The following is a 17,181-nucleotide window of genomic DNA, read 5'->3' as shown; positions in this document are numbered from 1 at the left end:
GCAGACCGTCAGCGTACGTCCCAGTGCTGCCAGGTTGGGACGAAGCAAGTCCGCTCTAGGAAGCCCAAATCGAGAGTGGAGCGACGATCCTTGGGGCTAGAAACCGTCATCCGGGTCGCAGTGATGACTGATCGTCGCTCCGCAACGAGTCATAGCATTTGATAAGTCGAGAGTCTCTGACAATTCCCTCAAAAGTCATTCGGGCATCCGGTCCTTCTCAGCATCGACTGGCAGGTCTTCGCTCCGAAGGACTTTTTCGCACGACCAGGATCCGCCGAACTCAACGTTTGGTCCACAGCGATAGCCGCACTTAAACCTGCCGTTCTTACGCGCTCCAAGTTGTTCCAACCTGTCAGTGGCCGCCTTCTGGCAAAGCTCAGCACTCGTAAAGCCGCGGATTGTCACCTGGCCAACATCGCTTTGGGCATCGGGAAATATCATCGCATCCCACTGTTTGGGTCGCTGATCACAACCAGTGAGTGGAATGAGGATTAGAAATGATGCAGCCAAGGTCGAAGATGTATGGCGGAACGCGGCTCGCTGTCGGTTGCCCCAAACTTGTATCGACATGGTGGTAGCAACTGCCCCGCACTGCATCTGCGGTCGGGCGAGGCAGCGCTACCGCAGGATAATACTTGATTGCCTAATTATCCCAGCGACCCAACGCTCAACGGCCTAGATTGTTCCAGAACGCGAAGCAGGCCGCCCGCGACCCAGGTGAGGAGGGAGAGCGCAGACGACTCGCTCTATCCAGTCAACGGTCAGCTCGCCGGGATTGTTCCTCAGTGGCTGGTGCGCTTTTCGAGACTTGATTGAGGTTCGAAGTCACGAATGCACTCCCTCGCTGACTAACAAGGCGATGAGGTGATGGTGATCCGGCCGACGTCCCGTGGCAATAGAGTTTGGTCGGCCACATCATGCTGCATCAGATCGCAAGCCCACTTTGGCTTGTTGGCTCACGCTTAGGGAACCTCCACGTGTAGTCATCGGTAGTCTGACAATGGCTGAGCAGGCAGCGATTGGGCGGTCGAGCACCAAATAGGCGAAAAAGTTGAACGATAAGATCATCCGACCGCCGCGACGCTCGCCTTTCATTGATCTACTGAATGCCACCATCCGAGCTGGCAACAAGACAGGTGTTATCGAGAAAGCACCCCTACAAAGGGAATACTTGCTGGAAAAGGCAGTATCCGATGCCGGACTGAACGACTTCGGCGATAATTGGTTCGAAACCCCTATGGAGGTGTTGCTAGAGTCGTTGGCCGATGAGGCGCACTTGAACCCCGCTGGAGAGTGGTCTGCTGAAAAGCAATTCTCGCACGTCCTTCGAGGTCGCTTGCTGGCTCAAAAGTGGTTCAGAGATCATCCGGAGATACTTGCGAGACCAATATCGCGCCCGGTCGTGATTGTTGGGCCCATGCGATCCGGCACGACGCGACTTCATCGTCTACTGGCAGCTGATCAACGTTTCAGTCACCTTCGCAGTTTCGAGACCATAAGCCCCGTTCCGCAGCCAGGTTTCCAAGAGGTCATCGAAGGCAAAATAAGCGATCCGCGACCAGCGGTAGCGCGCCGGATCATGGCCATCGCGCGTCTCGCCAATCCGCGGACTTTGTCCATTCACCCCACGGGGCCTTTTGAGCCCGAGGAAGAGTTGGGTCTGCTCGTGGCAAGCATGTGGGGTATGAAGCATGAAGCCCAATGGCGGGTCCCCACTTATGCCCGATGGTGCGAGGGTCAGGATGCTACACCAGCGTATCAATACATGGCCAATCTCCTGCGGCTCATTGGCTGGTCACAGCAGACGTCGAGCAATCGCCCTTGGCTTCTCAAGACCCCTCAGCACATGTTGGACTTGCCCGCGCTCCTCAAAGTCTTTCCAGATGCCCGACTCATCTTCACCCACAGAGATCCTGTGAAACTGGTGGGAAGTGCTGCATCACTGGCTTGGAACCAGACCATAATCTACTCGGACAAGCCCGATCCTCAGAAAGTCGGGAGGGAATGGCTTCGCAAGACTGAACTCAAGGTACAGCGCATGCAGGAAGCAAGGCAGAGCATTCTCGATAGCAAGACGATCGACGTGCACTATGACGATATCGATAGGGATTGGCTTGGAGCCATGAAGCGAGTGTACGGATTTCTCGAGCTGGATATTGGGCCCGCATTAACGGCAATGAAGCAGTACCTTTCCCGCTCAGCCAAACTCAAGAGACGACCCCACAGATATAGCCTCGGTGAGTTTGGGATAACGGACTCAGAGGTAAGAGAGCGTTTTTCCAATTACTCGCGGACATTCGATGTTCCCTTTGAGGCGAGAACGGCGCCACCATCACAGTTCGCGCACATCAAGATTGGGCAGTCGCTAGAACAAATTTAAGGTGCACCGACTGCCGGGCCTTCCGTTAAATGGTCACTGCCTCGTCACACCTCACCTGCCTCAACAAAAATCAAGAGACCATTTTGCGAAGTCCATTCCTTGCAAGGACAGCAATTAGATCTCAAACACCGACTCTCTCAATTCGAGAAGTACGCGCTCCCCCCGTAATCACGCTTTCTTAACTCCGTAGGATGGGAAAGCGGCCCTTCCGTTAGAGGAAGGGCCGCCTCGGTCTCAGATCTCTGTTCGCTCAGCGAGCAGTAGGGCATCCTCGATATCGACACCAAGGTACCTGACAGTGTTCTCGATCTTGGAATGGCCGAGCAATATCTGGATGGCTCTCAGGTTGCCCGTTGCCTTGTAAATCATCGAAGCCTTGGTTCGCCGCATCGAGTGTGTACCGTACTCCTCCCGGCGAAGTCCGATAGCTGTGACCCACTCATCAACCAGCCGAGCATACTGCCGGGTGCTCAGATGTCCGTTGCAATCTATCCGGCTCGGGAAGGCATAATCCTCTATCGTGCCGCCACGACGCTCGAACCACGCCATGAGGCTGGCCCGTACGTCGCTCGTCAGTTCGAACTGAACAGGCCGGTGCGTCTTTTGCTGGATGATAGTCGCTCGTCGCCGGATCTCACTGCCGGCAACCAAGTCGCCGATCTTGAGTTTGACCAGGTCGCAGCCGCGCAGCTTGCTGTCGATGGCGAGGTCGAACAACGCTCGGTCTCGGATACGTTGCTCGCGATCGAGAAAGAAGCGAACAGCCCATATTTGCTTCTGCGACAGTGGTCGCTTGGTCCCGACTTTCTTGCCGGCGTTCCAAGGTGGTCGATCCTGCATTCCCGGATCATAGTGTGAGTAGCCCATGGCGTTTCTCCTCGGCCAAGGATTGGCCAAGTGAAGAACGCGATGGCATCGGATCTCGCCCAAACCTTATGGCGGCTTTCAGGCATCGGTGAGGATGCTAGGTACGGCCGACATCGGGGCGCGTAACTGACCGACCGCAATTGAGCCGTTTGCTGAAGGTCCGCTTTCCGCGCCTAGTCAGTTAGAAGATGACAGTCCGCGATCGGCCCCATTTCGTGACATTGAACTCGTTTTTGGCAATCGTCGGCAAGGAGCCTTTGGGAGGGGTCAGGAAAGACGAACAGCCCGCTGGAACGCTAAGGTACTCGAAAATTGCCTAAGTTGCAGATCCTAAGGGAGCTAGCGTGAGGAAGGTATCCGAGATGGTTTCCAAATTTCAGACTTGTAGCGCTGGGGAGTCGAAGCCCCCCAGCACCATTAGTTGGACCGCGGATTAGCGACGATCCAGCGAGAAGCGGCCAGGGCCAAAGGCTGCTACCTGCAGGAAACCACCGGCCATGGCGAAGTTCTTGAAGAACATCACGAACTGAACTTGGTCAGCCAACTGGCTGTGAAAGATTGCCGCGGTGACAATGCTGAAGATTGCGAGGACAAGTGCTACCGCGCGGGTCTTGAAGCCGGCGACCAACGCTAGTCCCCCGATCACTTCGATCGCAATGGCTGCAAACAGCCCCAGCTCGGGAAACGGCAACCCGACCGAACCGATGTAGCCCATGGTCCCAACGGGATCGGCAGCCTTGTTGAACCCGGCGAGGATGAAGATAGCGGCGAGCATGATGCGCGCACCAAGTGCAAGCCAGTCGATCGACGTGCTGGCGGTGTTCGGCTTGATGTAGCTTTCGGTGATCGTGTTCATTGTGAGATTCCTTTTTTGAGGGGGTGCAAAGGGCCTAGGCAGCAAGCATCTCGATTTGTTCGTGGGCCGAGGCGATTTTGGCTTCTCCGTCGGCACCCATGATGCCGTCTGCTGCGACGATCTCGACATCGGTGATGCCAAGGAAGCCGAGGAAGAGGGTGAGCCACGGGGTCATGAAGTCATAGGCGCTGCCAACTGGCGTGCCGCCCGAGGTGGTAGTGATGTAAACCTTCTTGCCCGTAAGCAGGCCCTCAGGACCATTGGCAGTGTATTGGAAAGTCGTTCCCGCGCGGGCGACAAGGTCGGCCCAGGCCTTAACCGTAGCTGGCACTGAGAAGTTGTAGATCGGAACACCGAACACGATCGTGTCAGCATCCTGAAGTTCAGCGATCAGCGTGTCGGCGATGGCCGCCAGTTCGCGCTGCTCATCGCTGCGTTCGGCAAGCGGCACGAGGTTCGCGGCGAAGCGCACGGCATCGATGAAGGGCAGATCGTTCGCCGCGAGGTCGCGGTTCACGACATTGGCTCCATTGCGTTCGACAAGGCTGTCGACGAGCTTGCTCGAAAGGCTACGGCTGACTGACTCTTCGTTGCTGCGGATGCTGGCGGTGATGTGGAGGATAGTGGACATGGCAATTCTCCTTGGATCTGGGTGGCCCTGCCCCTTGGGAGAGAGGGGGAGATGAGGGGCAGGGCCGGGGGATTGGGTCCTTGGTTAGGCCGCGTCGACGAGCACCAGTTCGCTGTCTTCCAGCGCGGTGATGGTCACATGAGCTTGCTGGGTGATGGCGATGCCGTCGCGGGCCCGTGCCTCGACGTCCTCGACCTTCACCCGTCCAGTGGCCGGGACGAGGTAGAGGTGCCGCGAAGGATCGCGCGGGGCGTAGGTCACACTTTCGCCAGCCTTTACCGTTGCGCCCAAAACCCGGGCATCGGCACGGATCGGCAGGGCATCGTCATCGTTCGCGCTTCCGCTTGCGAGTGGGACAAACTTGCCGGCACGTTCGCCCTTAGGGAAAGGGCGAGCGCCCCAGCCCGGCTCGCCGCCACGTTCGGAGGGGATGATCCAGATCTGGAAAATCTGGGTATTTTCGACCTCGTAATTGTATTCCGAATGACGAATGCCGGAACCGGCGCTCATCACCTGGACATCGCCTGCTTCGGTGCGACCCGCATTGCCTACGCTGTCACGGTGGGTGATGGCTCCCTTGCGGACATAAGTAATGATTTCCATGTCGTTGTGAGGGTGGGTCGGGAAGCCGGTCTGGGGCGCGATGGTGTCATCGTTCCATACGCGGAGCGCGCCCCAGTTGACCCGGGCAGGATCATGATAATCGGCGAAAGAGAAGTGGTGATGCGCATCGAGCCAGCCATAATTGGCCGCACCCAGAGTTTCGAAAGGACGAAGTTCGATCATTCTATTTCTCCTACGGGAGTGAGTCTGTGACGCGGAGATATGCCTTGTCCGATTGCCAGATAAGTGAGATAAAACGCGCAAGAATGTTCAGGAAAGTCGAACAGTGAAAATCGGCGAACCGAGCTTGGATCAGTTGCGCATTTTCCTTGCTGTCGAGGAGGAGGGAACCTTCGGCGGTGCTGCAAGGCGCATGGGACGCGCGGTATCTGCCATTAGCTATGGCATCGCACAGATGGAGCAGATGCTCGGCGTTACCCTTTTTCTGCGCGAGGGTTCGCGCAAGCCGGAATTGACCGACGCAGGCCGTGGGCTTCTGCCCGAAGCACGCGCGGTGGCCGACCGGGCCGACGCGCTCATCGCCAAGACTCGCAGCTTGCACGCGGGGCTCGAGAGCGAAGTTGGGTTGGTCGTCGACGTCATGGTGCCGGGCGAGGTGACCGCGCGGGTGCTACGAGAGTTTCGGAGTATGTTCCCGACGGTCGCGCTCACCCTGCGCGTCGAAGGGCTAGGGGCGGTTGCGGCTTGTTTGCTTGGCGGCGAGAGTCATCTCGGCATTGGCGGTCCGGTGATCGCAGACAGTCCCGACCTAGAACGGCAGGTTATCGGCCAAGTCGAACTTGTACCGGTAGCTTCCCCCGCGCATCCACTCGCACGGGCTGGGATCAAGACGGGTGAAAGTCGCGAGCATCTTCAGTTGATCCTGACCGACCGATCAAGTCTTACCGAAGGCCGCGAGTTCTCCGTCCTCAGCCCACTTAGCTGGCGACTTGGCGATCTCGGTGCCAAGCATGCCCTCCTCAGGGAAGGGATTGGTTGGGGCAATATGCCGCGACCGATGGTCGCGGCCGACATTGCAACGGGCATACTTGTTGAGCTGGAACTGCCCGAGAAGCCTGGGGCGAACTATACCTTTAGCGCGATCTGGCGGCGTGATACCCGGCCAGGCCCATCGACCAGTTGGCTTATCGACGCGTTTCGCAACGCCCTGAAATGACATGTCCCCGGCATAAAGGCCATCGAAGAGAGGGAATTGTCGGCCTCGGTCTCGCGAGCTGCGAATGCGACAAAATGTAACATCAGCAATCGCGCAGGAATCCTGATTGTCTATTTCAACGCTATCTCTGCGTTGATTGTTGCTGACGCCGAAAGAGGGTGAGGAAACGGCTGCTATACCCTCAGGCCTTTCCGGAAGCTGCCGGTCTCCTAACGGGTCGTTAGCGGCCCGTCCTCTCCTGGCACACCGCCAGCTTGATAAATCAGTCATGAAGTGGGTGGAAAGCAGTCGGTCCGACCGATTGCCCTGTGTTCCATAATTGGGTTGCTTGCGGATCGTCCGCTAAGGGAACTCGAAGATTTGAAGGACGGAGGCGCGGGTCAACCCGCTAGGAGGTCTTAACGCAGGATCTATGTCATGCACTCAGCCTGCTGCTCACGTTGCCTTCCAGATTTGCTTCCATGCGCAATCTCACGGCCTGGCTGACGTGGTCCGCACCCAGCTTGCTCATCATCTTGGCACGATGGATTTCGACCGTCCGCGGACTAATCGACATCTCGCTCGCGATAAGCTTGTTGCTGCAACCCTCGGCAAGCCAATCGAGCACCTCTCGCTCGCGGGTCGAGAGGACCGCAATGCGATTTCGGGCCTCGATCATCCTGCGGTGAGCATCAGCAAAAGCTCCTGCCTCACTATTGATACGCACGATAGCGTCGCACAACCGTTCCTTTCGCAAGGGCAGACTGAGATAATCCAAGGCTCCGGCCTTGACCGCATCCACGACGTTCCTAGGACGCGGGGAGGGACAGGTCCCAATCACCGGGAGCCAGATGCCTCGTTGGGCGAGAACCCGGAGAAAACGCGCCACGCCTCCGCGATCCGGGTCATCGTATGCGAGCACAATTCCATCTCGTGGCTTGTGTTTAAGGAGTTCTGTTTCGTCAGAATAGACTTCGCAATGGTAGCCCAGATCGAAGGCAAGAGTTGCCTGCTCAGCTCTCGATCGGCTGGTTCCGCCAACCACATGTAGCCCTTGTTTTTTCTCCATGATCGGGAAGGTGACGCAAATAGCCTCGTGGAGGTATCGCAACTGCTTCCAGATTGGATGCATAGGTATCTGAAATCCCGTTCCCACGCCGGAATTGCATCCAGTTTGAACCAAAGCGGCCTATCTGCGAACTTGCCATTACCGGTACCTGCATGACGTGAGCTTCGGACCACCAAGGTGCTAGCAAGAATGACCATCTAAAGGGGCGAGTCGGTCGACCGCCGCAATGCTATCATTCCAGCGTGAGGTGGTCGTGACACAGCCCACCTTGTTCCTGAAGACCAATCACACTCATCGTCATCCTTTTGGTAAGGAACTTTCAGGGAAATTCACGATGGGGTGACGAAGCTATCGCCGAGCAAAATAACGAATCTTCTGCGCCGCGACATCGAGGACTTGCAGGCGGGTTAGGTACCTTTCGACAATGCTTGGATCTTCGCTGAAGGCGTCTGCCAATGCGACTAGCATATCGGCGACGCTCTCAAGCTCTTCTCGCATGGGAACCGTCTGTGGAACTGGATTCGGGCACGCGCCCTGTTGTCCGCCAATGGACGAAGCACGTGCTTCCGCAACTTGGGCATTCACCGCTGCTTGGTCTCGCACTCCAGAAGGCAACCAGGCAGCCACCTGAATTGGACGGTCGAACTGGAGTCCGGCCCTGTCAGCGATTTTTCGAACGACTTTTCCGCTTGCAGTAAGGTCGCCCCTGCGAAGCGTTATCCGCTCACCTATCCTCGGAAGCTCAGCCCCCTCCACCAAGGCGCCAAGATCTGAGAGATTACGAACCCGAACCGGGGCTGAGACACTGGGAGATGCGATCGACGCTACTGCGAAGAGGTTCGTTCGCACATGTGCCCGTCTCGATTGGGAAGCGTCCATCATGGTCGCGTGATAATGGGCCATGGTGAATCTCGGATTTCAGTTGGACTACGTGATCCTACGTAGTGTTTCGTCTCCTTTGCCTTCTTGCCGTCAGATGGCCTACCTTTTCAGGGTCAGAGACAGCGTGAGTGGAATCCCGTACTAGGCTGACGGCGATGTGCGCTGGTATGACGGGGTTTCAATTGGTCTCTGGTTCCCTCGACAACGAGTCGCCTTGCTTGGCAACCGAGACCACACAGCTTTTGGCGATAGGTCGGGACATGCAACTGGGCGAAACGCAAATCCCTTTCACGGACGATGAAATCAAGGAGGCCGTGCTGGACAACTTGCGTTCGTGCCATTCCGGAAGCCCGTTGGGCCCACCCGTGCGGATTGTTCCCGAAAGCCTTTGCCTGGAAATCGAGCAAATTTTGATGTTTGGGAATTTGCATGCTCGCGGCTCGGATCGCGCTCACTAGCTCGCGAGGCGGTGGACTGATGTTGACTAGATTTTCATCAAACTTCGGTTATGGCTTTTCCTCGATGAATGAGGGTCCGCCTGCGCAGAAGCCAGCCGAACTGGTCACGCTTTTGACCGAGGTCGAGGCTGCGTTGGAGAAGGCCGATGCCCTCTCGCTCTACTTGGTCGCAATCGACCTGTCTCATGCTCGCGAACGGTTGCGCGAGAAAATTGGGTGCGCATCGCAGTAGCTCTTCGCACCGTACCATCGCATTCAGCTATCCAGACCTTTCTGAGTTAGCGAAATTCGTATATTGAGAACGGATGCAGAGATATCGCAGAAGCTCTGGGAATGTTGCTCTCACTGAAAAGCAGTGCGAGGCAATTCAACTAGTTGCAGAGGGCTACACTTCAAAGGAAGTGGCACGGATCCTCTCCATCTCTCCCAAGATGGTGGACCGCCGCATTGATGCAGTCCGTCAGAAACTCGGCGGCGTCAGTCGTGGCGAGGCTGCTCGCATATACCGAGCCAACTACACTGAGGGGGATAATTCCCCCGGTGGAGCAATCCCCCTAACGCGTCCTGAAGGATTGGATGCACTCGATGCGAGCCGCGAGGACGCAGAGGTCTTCTCATTCGCAGATGTTGGTTCTCATGCAGAGTTCTTCGACGCTGCGCCTTGGGATTACCCAAACGTCTCTCCGGTGCCGAAGTTTGAGTTGGCTCGATTTGGAATCGGCGCGCGATTGGCGATGATGGGTGGAGGGGCTCTACTCATTGCCGCGGTCCTCCTGGTTCTCATCGGGGTAGCCAATGGGCTGAATGAGATGATCGTCTCGTAGTCCCGATCTTCGGCCCACTTTGAGCCGGAGAAATTTGATGTCCCTTACTCTCTCAGCTGCGACCGCTCGCATCGCACGTGAAATTGTTGCCACGGAGGTTGCGTTCGCCGAGGCCACCACGGCGACCGCGAATACTATCGCCACCGTATCAACCGCCAGTGTCGAGGTCAGCGGGGCGCCGAAGGGCGAAGCCCAAGTTGCTTTGCGGCATTTGCAGCGCGCTACTTCTAGGCTGATGGACGCGCAAGCAGACGTTTTCCGCGCTCACGCCAAGCTGCGCGAAATTGGACGGGAAATGATGGGGCCTGAAGAACCATGGTGCCCTGATGAGCAGGTTTTCACTGGTGCAGAGCTTGACGAAGAATTTCGTGCAGCTTGAATTGCAGATGACTCTGCGATCTGGCAGCGGAACCGTGTATGGTTCGATTTGCAATCCAATGCGCGCTTCTCTTGGTGGTGTGCTGGCTCGCATGGCGGCGCGGTGGGCTGTCCGAAAGGCTCGTTGCCACCGCGCTGTCAGCCCAGCTTGTCGTCGACCAGCTTCTGCATTTCGCATTGGGAGCGAGGGGATCCTATTGGGGCTTGCACCTTTGGCACTTCCCGCTGGATCTGGCGCTCTTTGCCGTCATCTTGACGGCCGCCCTAAAGGCTGACCGGTGGTGGGTGATTTGGGCTGGTTCGGCACAGTTCCTAGCGGTGCTCGGGCACATCCTTCGGGCGATCGACGACGCGATGTTTCCGATTACCTATGCGATCATGGAACGTCTCCCCTTCTGGCTGGTGATCCTTCTGGCCGGGTACGGGACCATTACGCGAACTCCTGCAGTAGCCAGATCGAGTATCTCTCCACGCAGTTGAAGCCGATTGCGGGCAGAAGCGCGACGAGAATTGCCGAGCGCCTACTTCTTCGCTTCGGTTCGATAGGTGGGGTAATGGCGGCCCCGTCGCTGGCGATATCTGAGTGTGCCAAACCTGGTGAAACGTGGCACGAGAGCCTGATCTCGACCCGAGCCTTGTTCCTGATGGGCCTTGAGGCAGGAGTTTCGCGCTCGAACCTGGATAGCGGTGATGCGAGATTCAGGCTTTGGCTCAAATCCCAGTTCACGGGCCTCGTCGAAGAGCGTCTGTTGGGCGTCTTCGGTGACGGTGCAGGGCGCTTTATTGCATACAAGTGGCTGGCCTTCGGCGGCGAATCCATGGTGCAAGCTTCGGCACGGACGATCGTACAGTCCGCCTTCGACCTGAAGGCCAGGTCTGTCATCCTGGCCCATAATCATCCTTCCGGGAACGCAAGCGCAAGCGAAGACGACATTCGCTCGACCATCAATCTCCAGAGTTTGGCTCGGCCATTGGGGATCGAAATTCGTGACCACATCATTCTGGCTGATGCAAACATCTGCAGCATGGCTGATCGGGGGATATTGTGAAGAAGGAGAATGTTGCTGAGCTCAGGGACCTTGCAACTCGCATTCTCGGCCTGACGGAGGAGCAAGGCGCCACAATCGAACTCTACCGGCAAGATGCCAAACCCATCCAAGCCATCCAATATTCAACGGATTTGATAGGAGACGACGAGCTATGGCGTGCGGCGAGAAAGGAGCTTGCTCGAAAAAGAGCGCGGACCGAATTTTTGCCGGCAGAAATGTCGACGGGAGCCTGTTGGACGATGCTGCTCGACCTGTTCGACAATAAGCGTCGTCATAAGCAGGTTAGCATCACGAGCGTTTGCTCAGCGGCGATGGTCCCTACCACGACCGCACTTCGGTATCTTGGCCTTTTGTTCACAATGGGCCTCGTCGAAAGGCTTAGTGACCCAAGAGATGCGCGACGGGTTCATGTGAGGCTGACCGGCCAAGGGGAGACCGCGGTGAAGCAGACGTTGCAGCGCCAGATCGAAGTCGAGCGGAGGATCGACGAAGAGGATCTCAAGGAGAACAACTCGCGCGGCTGACCTTGTCTCGGCGGTTGATGTCGCATTCGACGGCTGGATCCTAGGTAGTTCCCCTGAGTGCCGACAGGTCTTCGTACACATACAATGCTGCCAAGCCTTTGAGAATGATTGGCACGATTATGAAGCGATGTATCTCAGCGCTGGTTTTGGCGATGGCGCTTTTCGGCTTGCAACAACCGCCACCTTTGCGAGCCACTCAGAATTTTTCAGTCTCGCCTATCGGCGCGATCAACTGCCGCTCCGGGCTTACAAGTTGGCGCACGACTGGAACTCTGGTCGGCGACCAGAAGACTGTCCTCACGGTAGCTCATTTTGACACTTTCCGCAGGCGAAACGTTGATGTCGCCAAGGACCTTCGCGATTGCCGATTTACTCTCTACGATAGCTACGGAGTCCAATCTTTTAGCTCGAGGTTTGAACTCGTACAAAGGGGCGGCTCTCCCCAGACCAGACACTTGTCCAATGCAACCGACTGGGCGGTCCTCACACTTGATCACTCCGCACCTGAGGCCGTCACTCCATTGCAGGTCGCGACTTCCCCTGACTTTCCGAGCAGGAGCGAAGTCATGATAGTAGCTTCGTCGAAGTCAGGGCGAAGAGCCAACAAAAACACTCGAAGTTGCTTGGCATGGCCGCAGGCGGAACGATCGATTGTCCTGCAACACAGTTGTCCTACAAAAGGGGGCTGGAGCGGTGCCCCACTGTTGGTCCGAATTGATGGCGAGCTCCAAGCTGTAGGCGTGCACAGCGGAAGGTTAGGCAATTTTGGACTGGCCGTTGGATTTAACGGTCGCTTGGGTGAACGCCTGCGCGCTGCGATTCCTCGCCAATCACCCCGGACTCTTGGGACCGCTACCTCTTTCCGCAGCGACTAGGCCCACACCAAACTGCGGAATCGCCAAACCTAACCATTCACTCGAAGACATTTCAGGCTTGGCCAGCAGTGCGTCACCACCACAGTTGCTCACGTTGGCCCAGTCGATCCAATTTCGCCAAGTGTAGATTTTACCGCTGTTGGCATCCCTGTAGACCTTGCCAACATGTATCCAGGCCTCAGGAGCATTACCCGCATCAAGATAAGCTTTGTATTCCGGGTAAATGCGTTCGCAGGTCCACAACTCGGGAGGGTCTAAGGCGCCTTCTGTTGATGAACTAATAGTACCGTCACGGGCAGCGCTAACCTCATCGCCGAACAGAAATCCGTAGGCTCCCACACCTATTGCTGCCATCGCGGGAAGAATCAGGCTCCAGACTAGCGACTTCGACATAATTCACTCCAGGTAGGAAACTGACTTGCGCCAAATAGCGGATATGAGAGTGTGCGGAAAAACTAAAGTGTTTCAATGAATAAACACGAGGATTTTTCCATCCTAACTAAGCCAGGGGCCTGTAACCCTTGGATCTTTAATGCACCTATGCGCACTCTTCCGGATTGTGGATCGCCAGCCATCTAGTACGCTCCGGATGGGCGCGGGATTACTGTTCCTTGGGATTTCGCGCTCAATGAAATCAAAGTAGGTTTGGCAAATATGCCTGATGACTTGGTCTTGCTTGGGTTTACCTATGCATATTTCTGTCTGGCCGCTGCCTTCGCGCTTTGGTGCCTGCGATTTCCGAGTTGCTTGGAACAGGAGCAAGTCGATCAATTCTAGCTGGGCTTAAGAACACCTCGGGACTCAGATCAGAGCTTCGACGGCCGGTTCTATTGGTGGCCCTGCTAGCGCCGCCGCGAGCCAATCAAATCGATCGACCTGACTTCAGTGATTACTCAGAAATTCTTTGATGAAAAGAATGAGAGCGTCAAAGTAGCTAGGCGCCATTGTCTCCAATCGGGTCGTTAGCTGCCCATCCACTCCTGGTACGGCGCTAGCTCGGTGAAAGCGTCGTCAGATGGGGTGGTTAGCTGTCTGACCACATGTGGGGAGGGTTGCCCTCGGCCCTACCGAACGTCCAATCGCTCGGTCGATCGGTCGATCGGTCCATAGACGGGTGAAAACTCTATCCGGGGATGTGGATCCCGCAAAGTTTATTGCCGTCAGGATCACGCACGTAGGTCAGGTGGATCGTTCCCATCGCAGACTCCCGCGGGCCGGGAGCGTCTTCGATTGACGTTCCGCCGTTGGCGACGGCCACATCATGAAATTGCTGAACTTGTTCGGGCGAATCGCACGAGAAAGCAACCGTAGCCCCGTTCGCCACGGTGGCAGGTTCATCGTTGATCGGCTGAGTGACGATGAAGTTTGTTCCGCCCGGGTTCGGGTAGAAGAGGCGCATATGTCCGCTACCGGCAATATTGTTCATCGGCTCTGGCATTCCCAGAACACCCAGAACCGCGTTGTAGAACTGCCGCGACCGCTCAATGTCGTTTGAGCCTACCATTGTGTGGAACAGCAATCTCTTTCTCCCTATCGTTTCGCGGACGCTTGTGGAGGCAGTGGGGGATCAGAGCAAGCGGCCAGTGGCGAGCTATCCCGTTAAACACCTTAGGCCGAATGGGCGGAAAGCTCCGATTGCAGCGGTTCCGGGCTCCATGAGCACGTGGCCACTTTCAGCAAATTGCCGCTCGCAAGCAAACGTCCGCAATCGGGTCGGAAACCGACTGGCAGCTTTCAGTGCGAGAAAATGGGAAAGCAGCCTCTCAAGTGGGCGAAGGTTTCTAGAATTTACTAGTCAGCAGTTCGTTTCCATTAGCATGAATACGGGCCTGCAAGCTCAATCACCCGGCTCTGCTACTCCCACGAGATCACGCCGTCCGCCGAACGCCAGCTCGCTGGCCGGATCATTTTCTCATGGGCGATTCGGACTGACCTTATCTCCGCCTCGATCTCGCGCCGCCAATGCGCGAGGAAATCGAACAGCACCGGAAAATCCGGTGCTGCATCGTATTCCTGCCAGGCATAAATCTGCAGGAGCGAGGGGTAATCCGGCATGAAATAGCAGATTTCTGCCGTGGTCAGCCCGTATCCTTCCAGCTGAACCAGGAAAGCGCGGTCGGTCATTGCAGTGTGGGCTGGCTGTCTGGGCCGTCGAGCGAGCGCAGTGCCGCGAATACATCGTCAACGGAAACCGGAGCTTTGAGTTCGGGAGGCTGGCGCATTGCAGGATGATTTTCGACGGCATGCCGATCGGACGCCCAGGAAGCCAGGATGGCTCGCTTCACTTCGGGCTCAAGCGAGGGATGATGCGCTACATCGAACGGATGCAGGTAGCGCGCGAATGGTTGCGACATAGGAAAATCCTCCTTTCTGCCTTGCCGCTGGTCACTCACTGCGGATTGCTCCGCTCGACGTATTTTGTGAGTCGATTTCAGACCGTCAAGGCCCTGATAAGGCTTCCGGAAAGCGCCCATTGGCAGTCGCAATCGGCGAGTGCCAAAAAATTTGATTTGGACCTCTTGAAGCCGTTTCCAGCAAAACTAGATCGCGAAATGCCTCCTGCCGATCATCCGGGGGAGGCGCTGTAAGTCATTTCGCTTTGTAATGGAGGTTATGCATGCATTTCCGACCTTTGCACGATCGCGTGCTGGTTCGCCGTATCGAGGCCGAAGAAAAGACGGCCGGCGGCATTATCATCCCTGACACCGCCAAGGAAAAGCCGATGGAAGGCGAAGTCGTCGCCGTTGGCCCGGGTGCGCGTGACGATGCCGGGAAGCTGGTGGAACTCGCCGTCAAGGCGGGCGACCGCATCCTGTTCGGCAAGTGGTCCGGCACCGAAGTGCGGATCGACGGCGAGGACCTGCTCATCATGAAGGAGAGCGACATCCTCGGTATCATTGAAACCACCGCCGAACTCAAGAAGGCGGCGTAAGCAATCAACCCAATCTTCGGTTCAATCGAAAGAAGAGAAAGGAGCAGGCCAGATGGCTGCGAAAGAAGTAAAGTTTGCGTCGGATGCGCGTGATCGCATGCTCCGCGGCGTGGATACGCTTGCAAATGCGGTTAAGGTAACTCTCGGCCCCAAGGGCCGCAACGTGGTGATCGAGAAGAGCTTCGGTGCCCCTCGTATCACCAAGGATGGCGTCACTGTCGCCAAGGAAATCGAACTCAAGGACAAGTTCGAAAACATGGGCGCACAGATGCTGCGCGAAGTCGCCAGCAAGCAGAACGACAAGGCGGGTGACGGCACCACCACCGCTACCGTTCTTGCCCAGGCCATCGTGCGCGAAGGTGCCAAGGCGGTTGCTGCCGGCATGAACCCGATGGACCTGAAGCGCGGTATCGACTTCGCCGTCGGCACCGTGGTCAAGGACCTCGAAAGCCATGCCAAGAAGGTGTCCGCCAACAGCGAAATCGCACAGGTCGCGACCATTTCCGCCAATGGCGACGAAACCGTCGGGCGCATCCTTGCCGAAGCGATGGAGAAGGTCGGCAATGAAGGCGTGATCACGGTCGAGGAAGCCAAGAGCCTCGAGACTGAGCTCGAAACGGTCGAGGGCATGCAGTTCGACCGCGGCTACCTCTCGCCCTATTTCGTGACCAATGCCGAGAAGCTGAAGGTGGAACTCGAGGATCCGTACATCCTCATTCACGAGAAGAAGCTGTCGAACCTGCAGGCGCTGATCCCGCTACTCGAACAGGTCGTGCAGTCGGGCAAGCCGTTGCTGATCATCGCCGAGGACGTCGAAGGCGAAGCCCTAGCAACCCTCGTTGTCAACAAGCTGCGTGGCGGACTGAAGGTCGCGGCAGTTAAGGCACCCGGCTTCGGCGATCGCCGCAAAGCCATGCTGGAGGATATTGCCATCCTTACAGCCGGCAATGTGGTCAGCGAGGAACTTGGTACGAAGCTCGAGAACGTCACGATTGGCATGCTCGGCCGGGCCAAGAAGGTCATCATCGACAAGGACAACACTACCATCGTAGATGGTGCCGGCAACAAGGCCGACATCGACGCCCGGGTCAGCCAGATCCGTGCCCAGATCGAGACCACGACCAGCGACTACGACCGCGAAAAGCTGCAGGAACGCGTGGCCAAGCTGGCTGGCGGCGTGGCCGTCATCCGCGTCGGTGGTGCGACAGAGGTCGAGGTCAAGGAGCGCAAGGACCGCGTCGACGATGCGCTGCACGCGACCCGTGCGGCTGTCGAGGAAGGCATTCTGCCGGGCGGCGGTATCGCCCTGCTCCGGGCGCTTAAGTCGCTCGAAGGCCTCAAGGCCGCCAATGATGATCAGCAGTCCGGTATCGACATCGTGCGTCGCGCCCTGCGCGCGCCGGCTCGCCAGATCGCCGAGAACGCGGGTGAAGACGGTGCCTATATTGTCGGCAAGCTGCTCGAAGGCGACGACTACAATCACGGCTTCAACGCCGCGACCGGCGAATATGAAGACCTGGTGCAGTCGGGTGTCATCGATCCGGCAAAGGTCGTGCGCACCGCGCTGCAGGATGCGGCTTCGGTCGCCTCGCTGCTTATCACCACCGAGGCGCTGGTGGCCGAACTGCCCAAGGAAGACACGCCCGCACCGATGCCGGCGATGGACTTCTAACGGGGTGAGGAGAGCGCGGTATCAC

The 17,181-nt window shown here is 57.2% G+C and carries 23 protein-coding genes; 13 read left to right on the top strand and 10 right to left on the bottom strand.

What is annotated here, in order from left to right; translation table 11 throughout:
• The first annotated feature begins 1,051 nt into the window (after nt 1–1,051).
• Nucleotides 1,052–2,380: a sulfotransferase family protein gene (locus tag IRL76_RS09745; protein WP_246449658.1), complete on the top strand. Its 1,329-nt coding sequence runs from the start codon at nt 1,052–1,054 to the stop codon at nt 2,378–2,380.
• A gap of 234 nt (nt 2,381–2,614) precedes the next feature.
• Here IRL76_RS09745 and IRL76_RS09740 read toward each other — a convergent pair whose 3' ends face one another.
• The 4 genes from IRL76_RS09740 to IRL76_RS09725 form a co-directional block, all read right to left on the bottom strand.
• Nucleotides 2,615–3,247: a tyrosine-type recombinase/integrase gene (locus tag IRL76_RS09740; protein WP_200981163.1), complete on the bottom strand. Its 633-nt coding sequence runs from the start codon at nt 3,245–3,247 to the stop codon at nt 2,615–2,617.
• 433 nt (nt 3,248–3,680) lie between these two features.
• Nucleotides 3,681–4,103 carry a DoxX family protein gene (locus tag IRL76_RS09735; protein WP_200981162.1) on the bottom strand — a complete coding sequence of 141 codons (423 nt, stop codon included), beginning with the start codon at nt 4,101–4,103 and terminating at the stop codon, nt 3,681–3,683.
• Between the two features lie 34 nt (nt 4,104–4,137).
• Nucleotides 4,138–4,734: an FMN-dependent NADH-azoreductase gene (locus IRL76_RS09730; protein ID WP_200981161.1), complete on the bottom strand. Its 597-nt coding sequence runs from the start codon at nt 4,732–4,734 to the stop codon at nt 4,138–4,140.
• Between the two features lie 84 nt (nt 4,735–4,818).
• Nucleotides 4,819–5,520: a pirin family protein gene (locus tag IRL76_RS09725; RefSeq protein ID WP_200981160.1), complete on the bottom strand. Its 702-nt coding sequence runs from the start codon at nt 5,518–5,520 to the stop codon at nt 4,819–4,821.
• Nucleotides 5,521–5,623: 103 nt separating this feature from the next.
• Between IRL76_RS09725 and IRL76_RS09720 the strand changes: the two genes are divergently transcribed.
• Nucleotides 5,624–6,514 (top strand): LysR family transcriptional regulator, encoded by an 891-nt coding sequence (locus IRL76_RS09720; RefSeq protein ID WP_200981159.1) that lies wholly within the window; start codon nt 5,624–5,626, stop codon nt 6,512–6,514.
• Nucleotides 6,515–6,929: 415 nt separating this feature from the next.
• Here IRL76_RS09720 and IRL76_RS14555 read toward each other — a convergent pair whose 3' ends face one another.
• The gene (locus IRL76_RS14555) at nt 6,930–7,220 is read right to left on the bottom strand and encodes a response regulator transcription factor (RefSeq protein ID WP_246449656.1); all 291 of its coding nucleotides are present in this window, start codon (nt 7,218–7,220) and stop codon (nt 6,930–6,932) included.
• A 690-nt stretch (nt 7,221–7,910) separates the two neighbouring features.
• Nucleotides 7,911–8,441, bottom strand: a complete 531-nt coding sequence (locus IRL76_RS14715) for a PilZ domain-containing protein (RefSeq protein WP_425504522.1) — start codon at nt 8,439–8,441, stop codon at nt 7,911–7,913.
• A gap of 221 nt (nt 8,442–8,662) precedes the next feature.
• Between IRL76_RS14715 and IRL76_RS09710 the strand changes: the two genes are divergently transcribed.
• The 8 genes from IRL76_RS09710 to IRL76_RS14710 all read left to right on the top strand — a co-directional run bounded on the left by IRL76_RS09710 (nt 8,663) and on the right by IRL76_RS14710 (nt 12,552).
• Nucleotides 8,663–8,902 (top strand): hypothetical protein, encoded by a 240-nt coding sequence (locus tag IRL76_RS09710; RefSeq protein WP_200981158.1) that lies wholly within the window; start codon nt 8,663–8,665, stop codon nt 8,900–8,902.
• A 19-nt stretch (nt 8,903–8,921) separates the two neighbouring features.
• A complete protein-coding gene (locus tag IRL76_RS09705) occupies nt 8,922–9,134 on the top strand; it encodes a hypothetical protein (protein ID WP_200981157.1) in 213 nt (70 codons plus the stop codon).
• Nucleotides 9,135–9,207: 73 nt separating this feature from the next.
• Nucleotides 9,208–9,726, top strand: coding sequence for a helix-turn-helix domain-containing protein (locus tag IRL76_RS09700; RefSeq protein ID WP_200981156.1), 519 nt, complete (start codon nt 9,208–9,210; stop codon nt 9,724–9,726).
• 37 nt (nt 9,727–9,763) lie between these two features.
• Nucleotides 9,764–10,105 (top strand): hypothetical protein, encoded by a 342-nt coding sequence (locus IRL76_RS09695; protein ID WP_200981155.1) that lies wholly within the window; start codon nt 9,764–9,766, stop codon nt 10,103–10,105.
• A gap of 38 nt (nt 10,106–10,143) precedes the next feature.
• Complete coding sequence (locus IRL76_RS09690; protein ID WP_200981154.1) at nt 10,144–10,584, top strand: hypothetical protein; 441 nt, start codon at nt 10,144–10,146, stop codon at nt 10,582–10,584.
• A 74-nt stretch (nt 10,585–10,658) separates the two neighbouring features.
• Nucleotides 10,659–11,153, top strand: a complete 495-nt coding sequence (locus IRL76_RS09685) for a JAB domain-containing protein (RefSeq protein ID WP_200981153.1) — start codon at nt 10,659–10,661, stop codon at nt 11,151–11,153.
• On the top strand, nt 11,150–11,677 hold the full coding sequence (locus tag IRL76_RS09680) for a winged helix DNA-binding protein (protein WP_200981152.1): 528 nt from the start codon (nt 11,150–11,152) through the stop codon (nt 11,675–11,677). Before IRL76_RS09685 ends, IRL76_RS09680 begins: the two co-directional genes overlap by 4 nt.
• A 104-nt stretch (nt 11,678–11,781) precedes the next feature.
• Nucleotides 11,782–12,552, top strand: a complete 771-nt coding sequence (locus IRL76_RS14710; protein ID WP_200981151.1) for a trypsin-like serine peptidase — start codon at nt 11,782–11,784, stop codon at nt 12,550–12,552.
• On the opposite strand, the gene IRL76_RS09670 is transcribed toward IRL76_RS14710, so the two are convergent.
• From IRL76_RS09670 to IRL76_RS14550, 4 genes are all read right to left on the bottom strand, one after another.
• Entirely contained in the window at nt 12,508–12,945 is a 438-nt protein-coding gene (locus IRL76_RS09670; protein ID WP_200981150.1) for a hypothetical protein, read from the bottom strand. The two genes, IRL76_RS14710 and IRL76_RS09670, sit on opposite strands and share 45 nt — an antisense overlap.
• A 730-nt stretch (nt 12,946–13,675) precedes the next feature.
• On the bottom strand, nt 13,676–14,071 hold the full coding sequence (locus IRL76_RS09665) for a VOC family protein (RefSeq protein ID WP_246449653.1): 396 nt from the start codon (nt 14,069–14,071) through the stop codon (nt 13,676–13,678).
• Nucleotides 14,072–14,406: 335 nt separating this feature from the next.
• Nucleotides 14,407–14,676, bottom strand: a complete 270-nt coding sequence (locus IRL76_RS09660) for an usg protein (protein WP_100868481.1) — start codon at nt 14,674–14,676, stop codon at nt 14,407–14,409.
• A complete protein-coding gene (locus tag IRL76_RS14550) occupies nt 14,673–14,882 on the bottom strand; it encodes a hypothetical protein (RefSeq protein ID WP_232730328.1) in 210 nt (69 codons plus the stop codon). Before IRL76_RS14550 ends, IRL76_RS09660 begins: the two co-directional genes overlap by 4 nt.
• Between IRL76_RS14550 and IRL76_RS09655 the strand changes: the two genes are divergently transcribed.
• The 3 genes from IRL76_RS09655 to groL are packed head-to-tail and all read left to right on the top strand — an operon-like array spanning nt 14,781 to nt 17,156.
• A complete protein-coding gene (locus IRL76_RS09655; protein ID WP_200981149.1) occupies nt 14,781–15,140 on the top strand; it encodes a hypothetical protein in 360 nt (119 codons plus the stop codon). The genes IRL76_RS14550 and IRL76_RS09655 overlap by 102 nt on opposite strands.
• 29 nt (nt 15,141–15,169) lie before the next feature.
• Nucleotides 15,170–15,484 carry a co-chaperone GroES gene (groES, locus tag IRL76_RS09650; RefSeq protein ID WP_200981148.1) on the top strand — a complete coding sequence of 105 codons (315 nt, stop codon included), beginning with the start codon at nt 15,170–15,172 and terminating at the stop codon, nt 15,482–15,484.
• Between the two features lie 52 nt (nt 15,485–15,536).
• Nucleotides 15,537–17,156 carry a chaperonin GroEL gene (groL, locus tag IRL76_RS09645; protein ID WP_200981147.1) on the top strand — a complete coding sequence of 540 codons (1,620 nt, stop codon included), beginning with the start codon at nt 15,537–15,539 and terminating at the stop codon, nt 17,154–17,156.
• Nucleotides 17,157–17,181 lie beyond the last annotated feature (25 nt).

Origin of the sequence: Qipengyuania soli, assembly GCF_015529805.1 — a bacterium.
GTDB lineage: Bacteria > Pseudomonadota > Alphaproteobacteria > Sphingomonadales > Sphingomonadaceae > Qipengyuania > Qipengyuania soli.
This window is presented reverse-complemented; position numbering and strand designations above follow the sequence as displayed.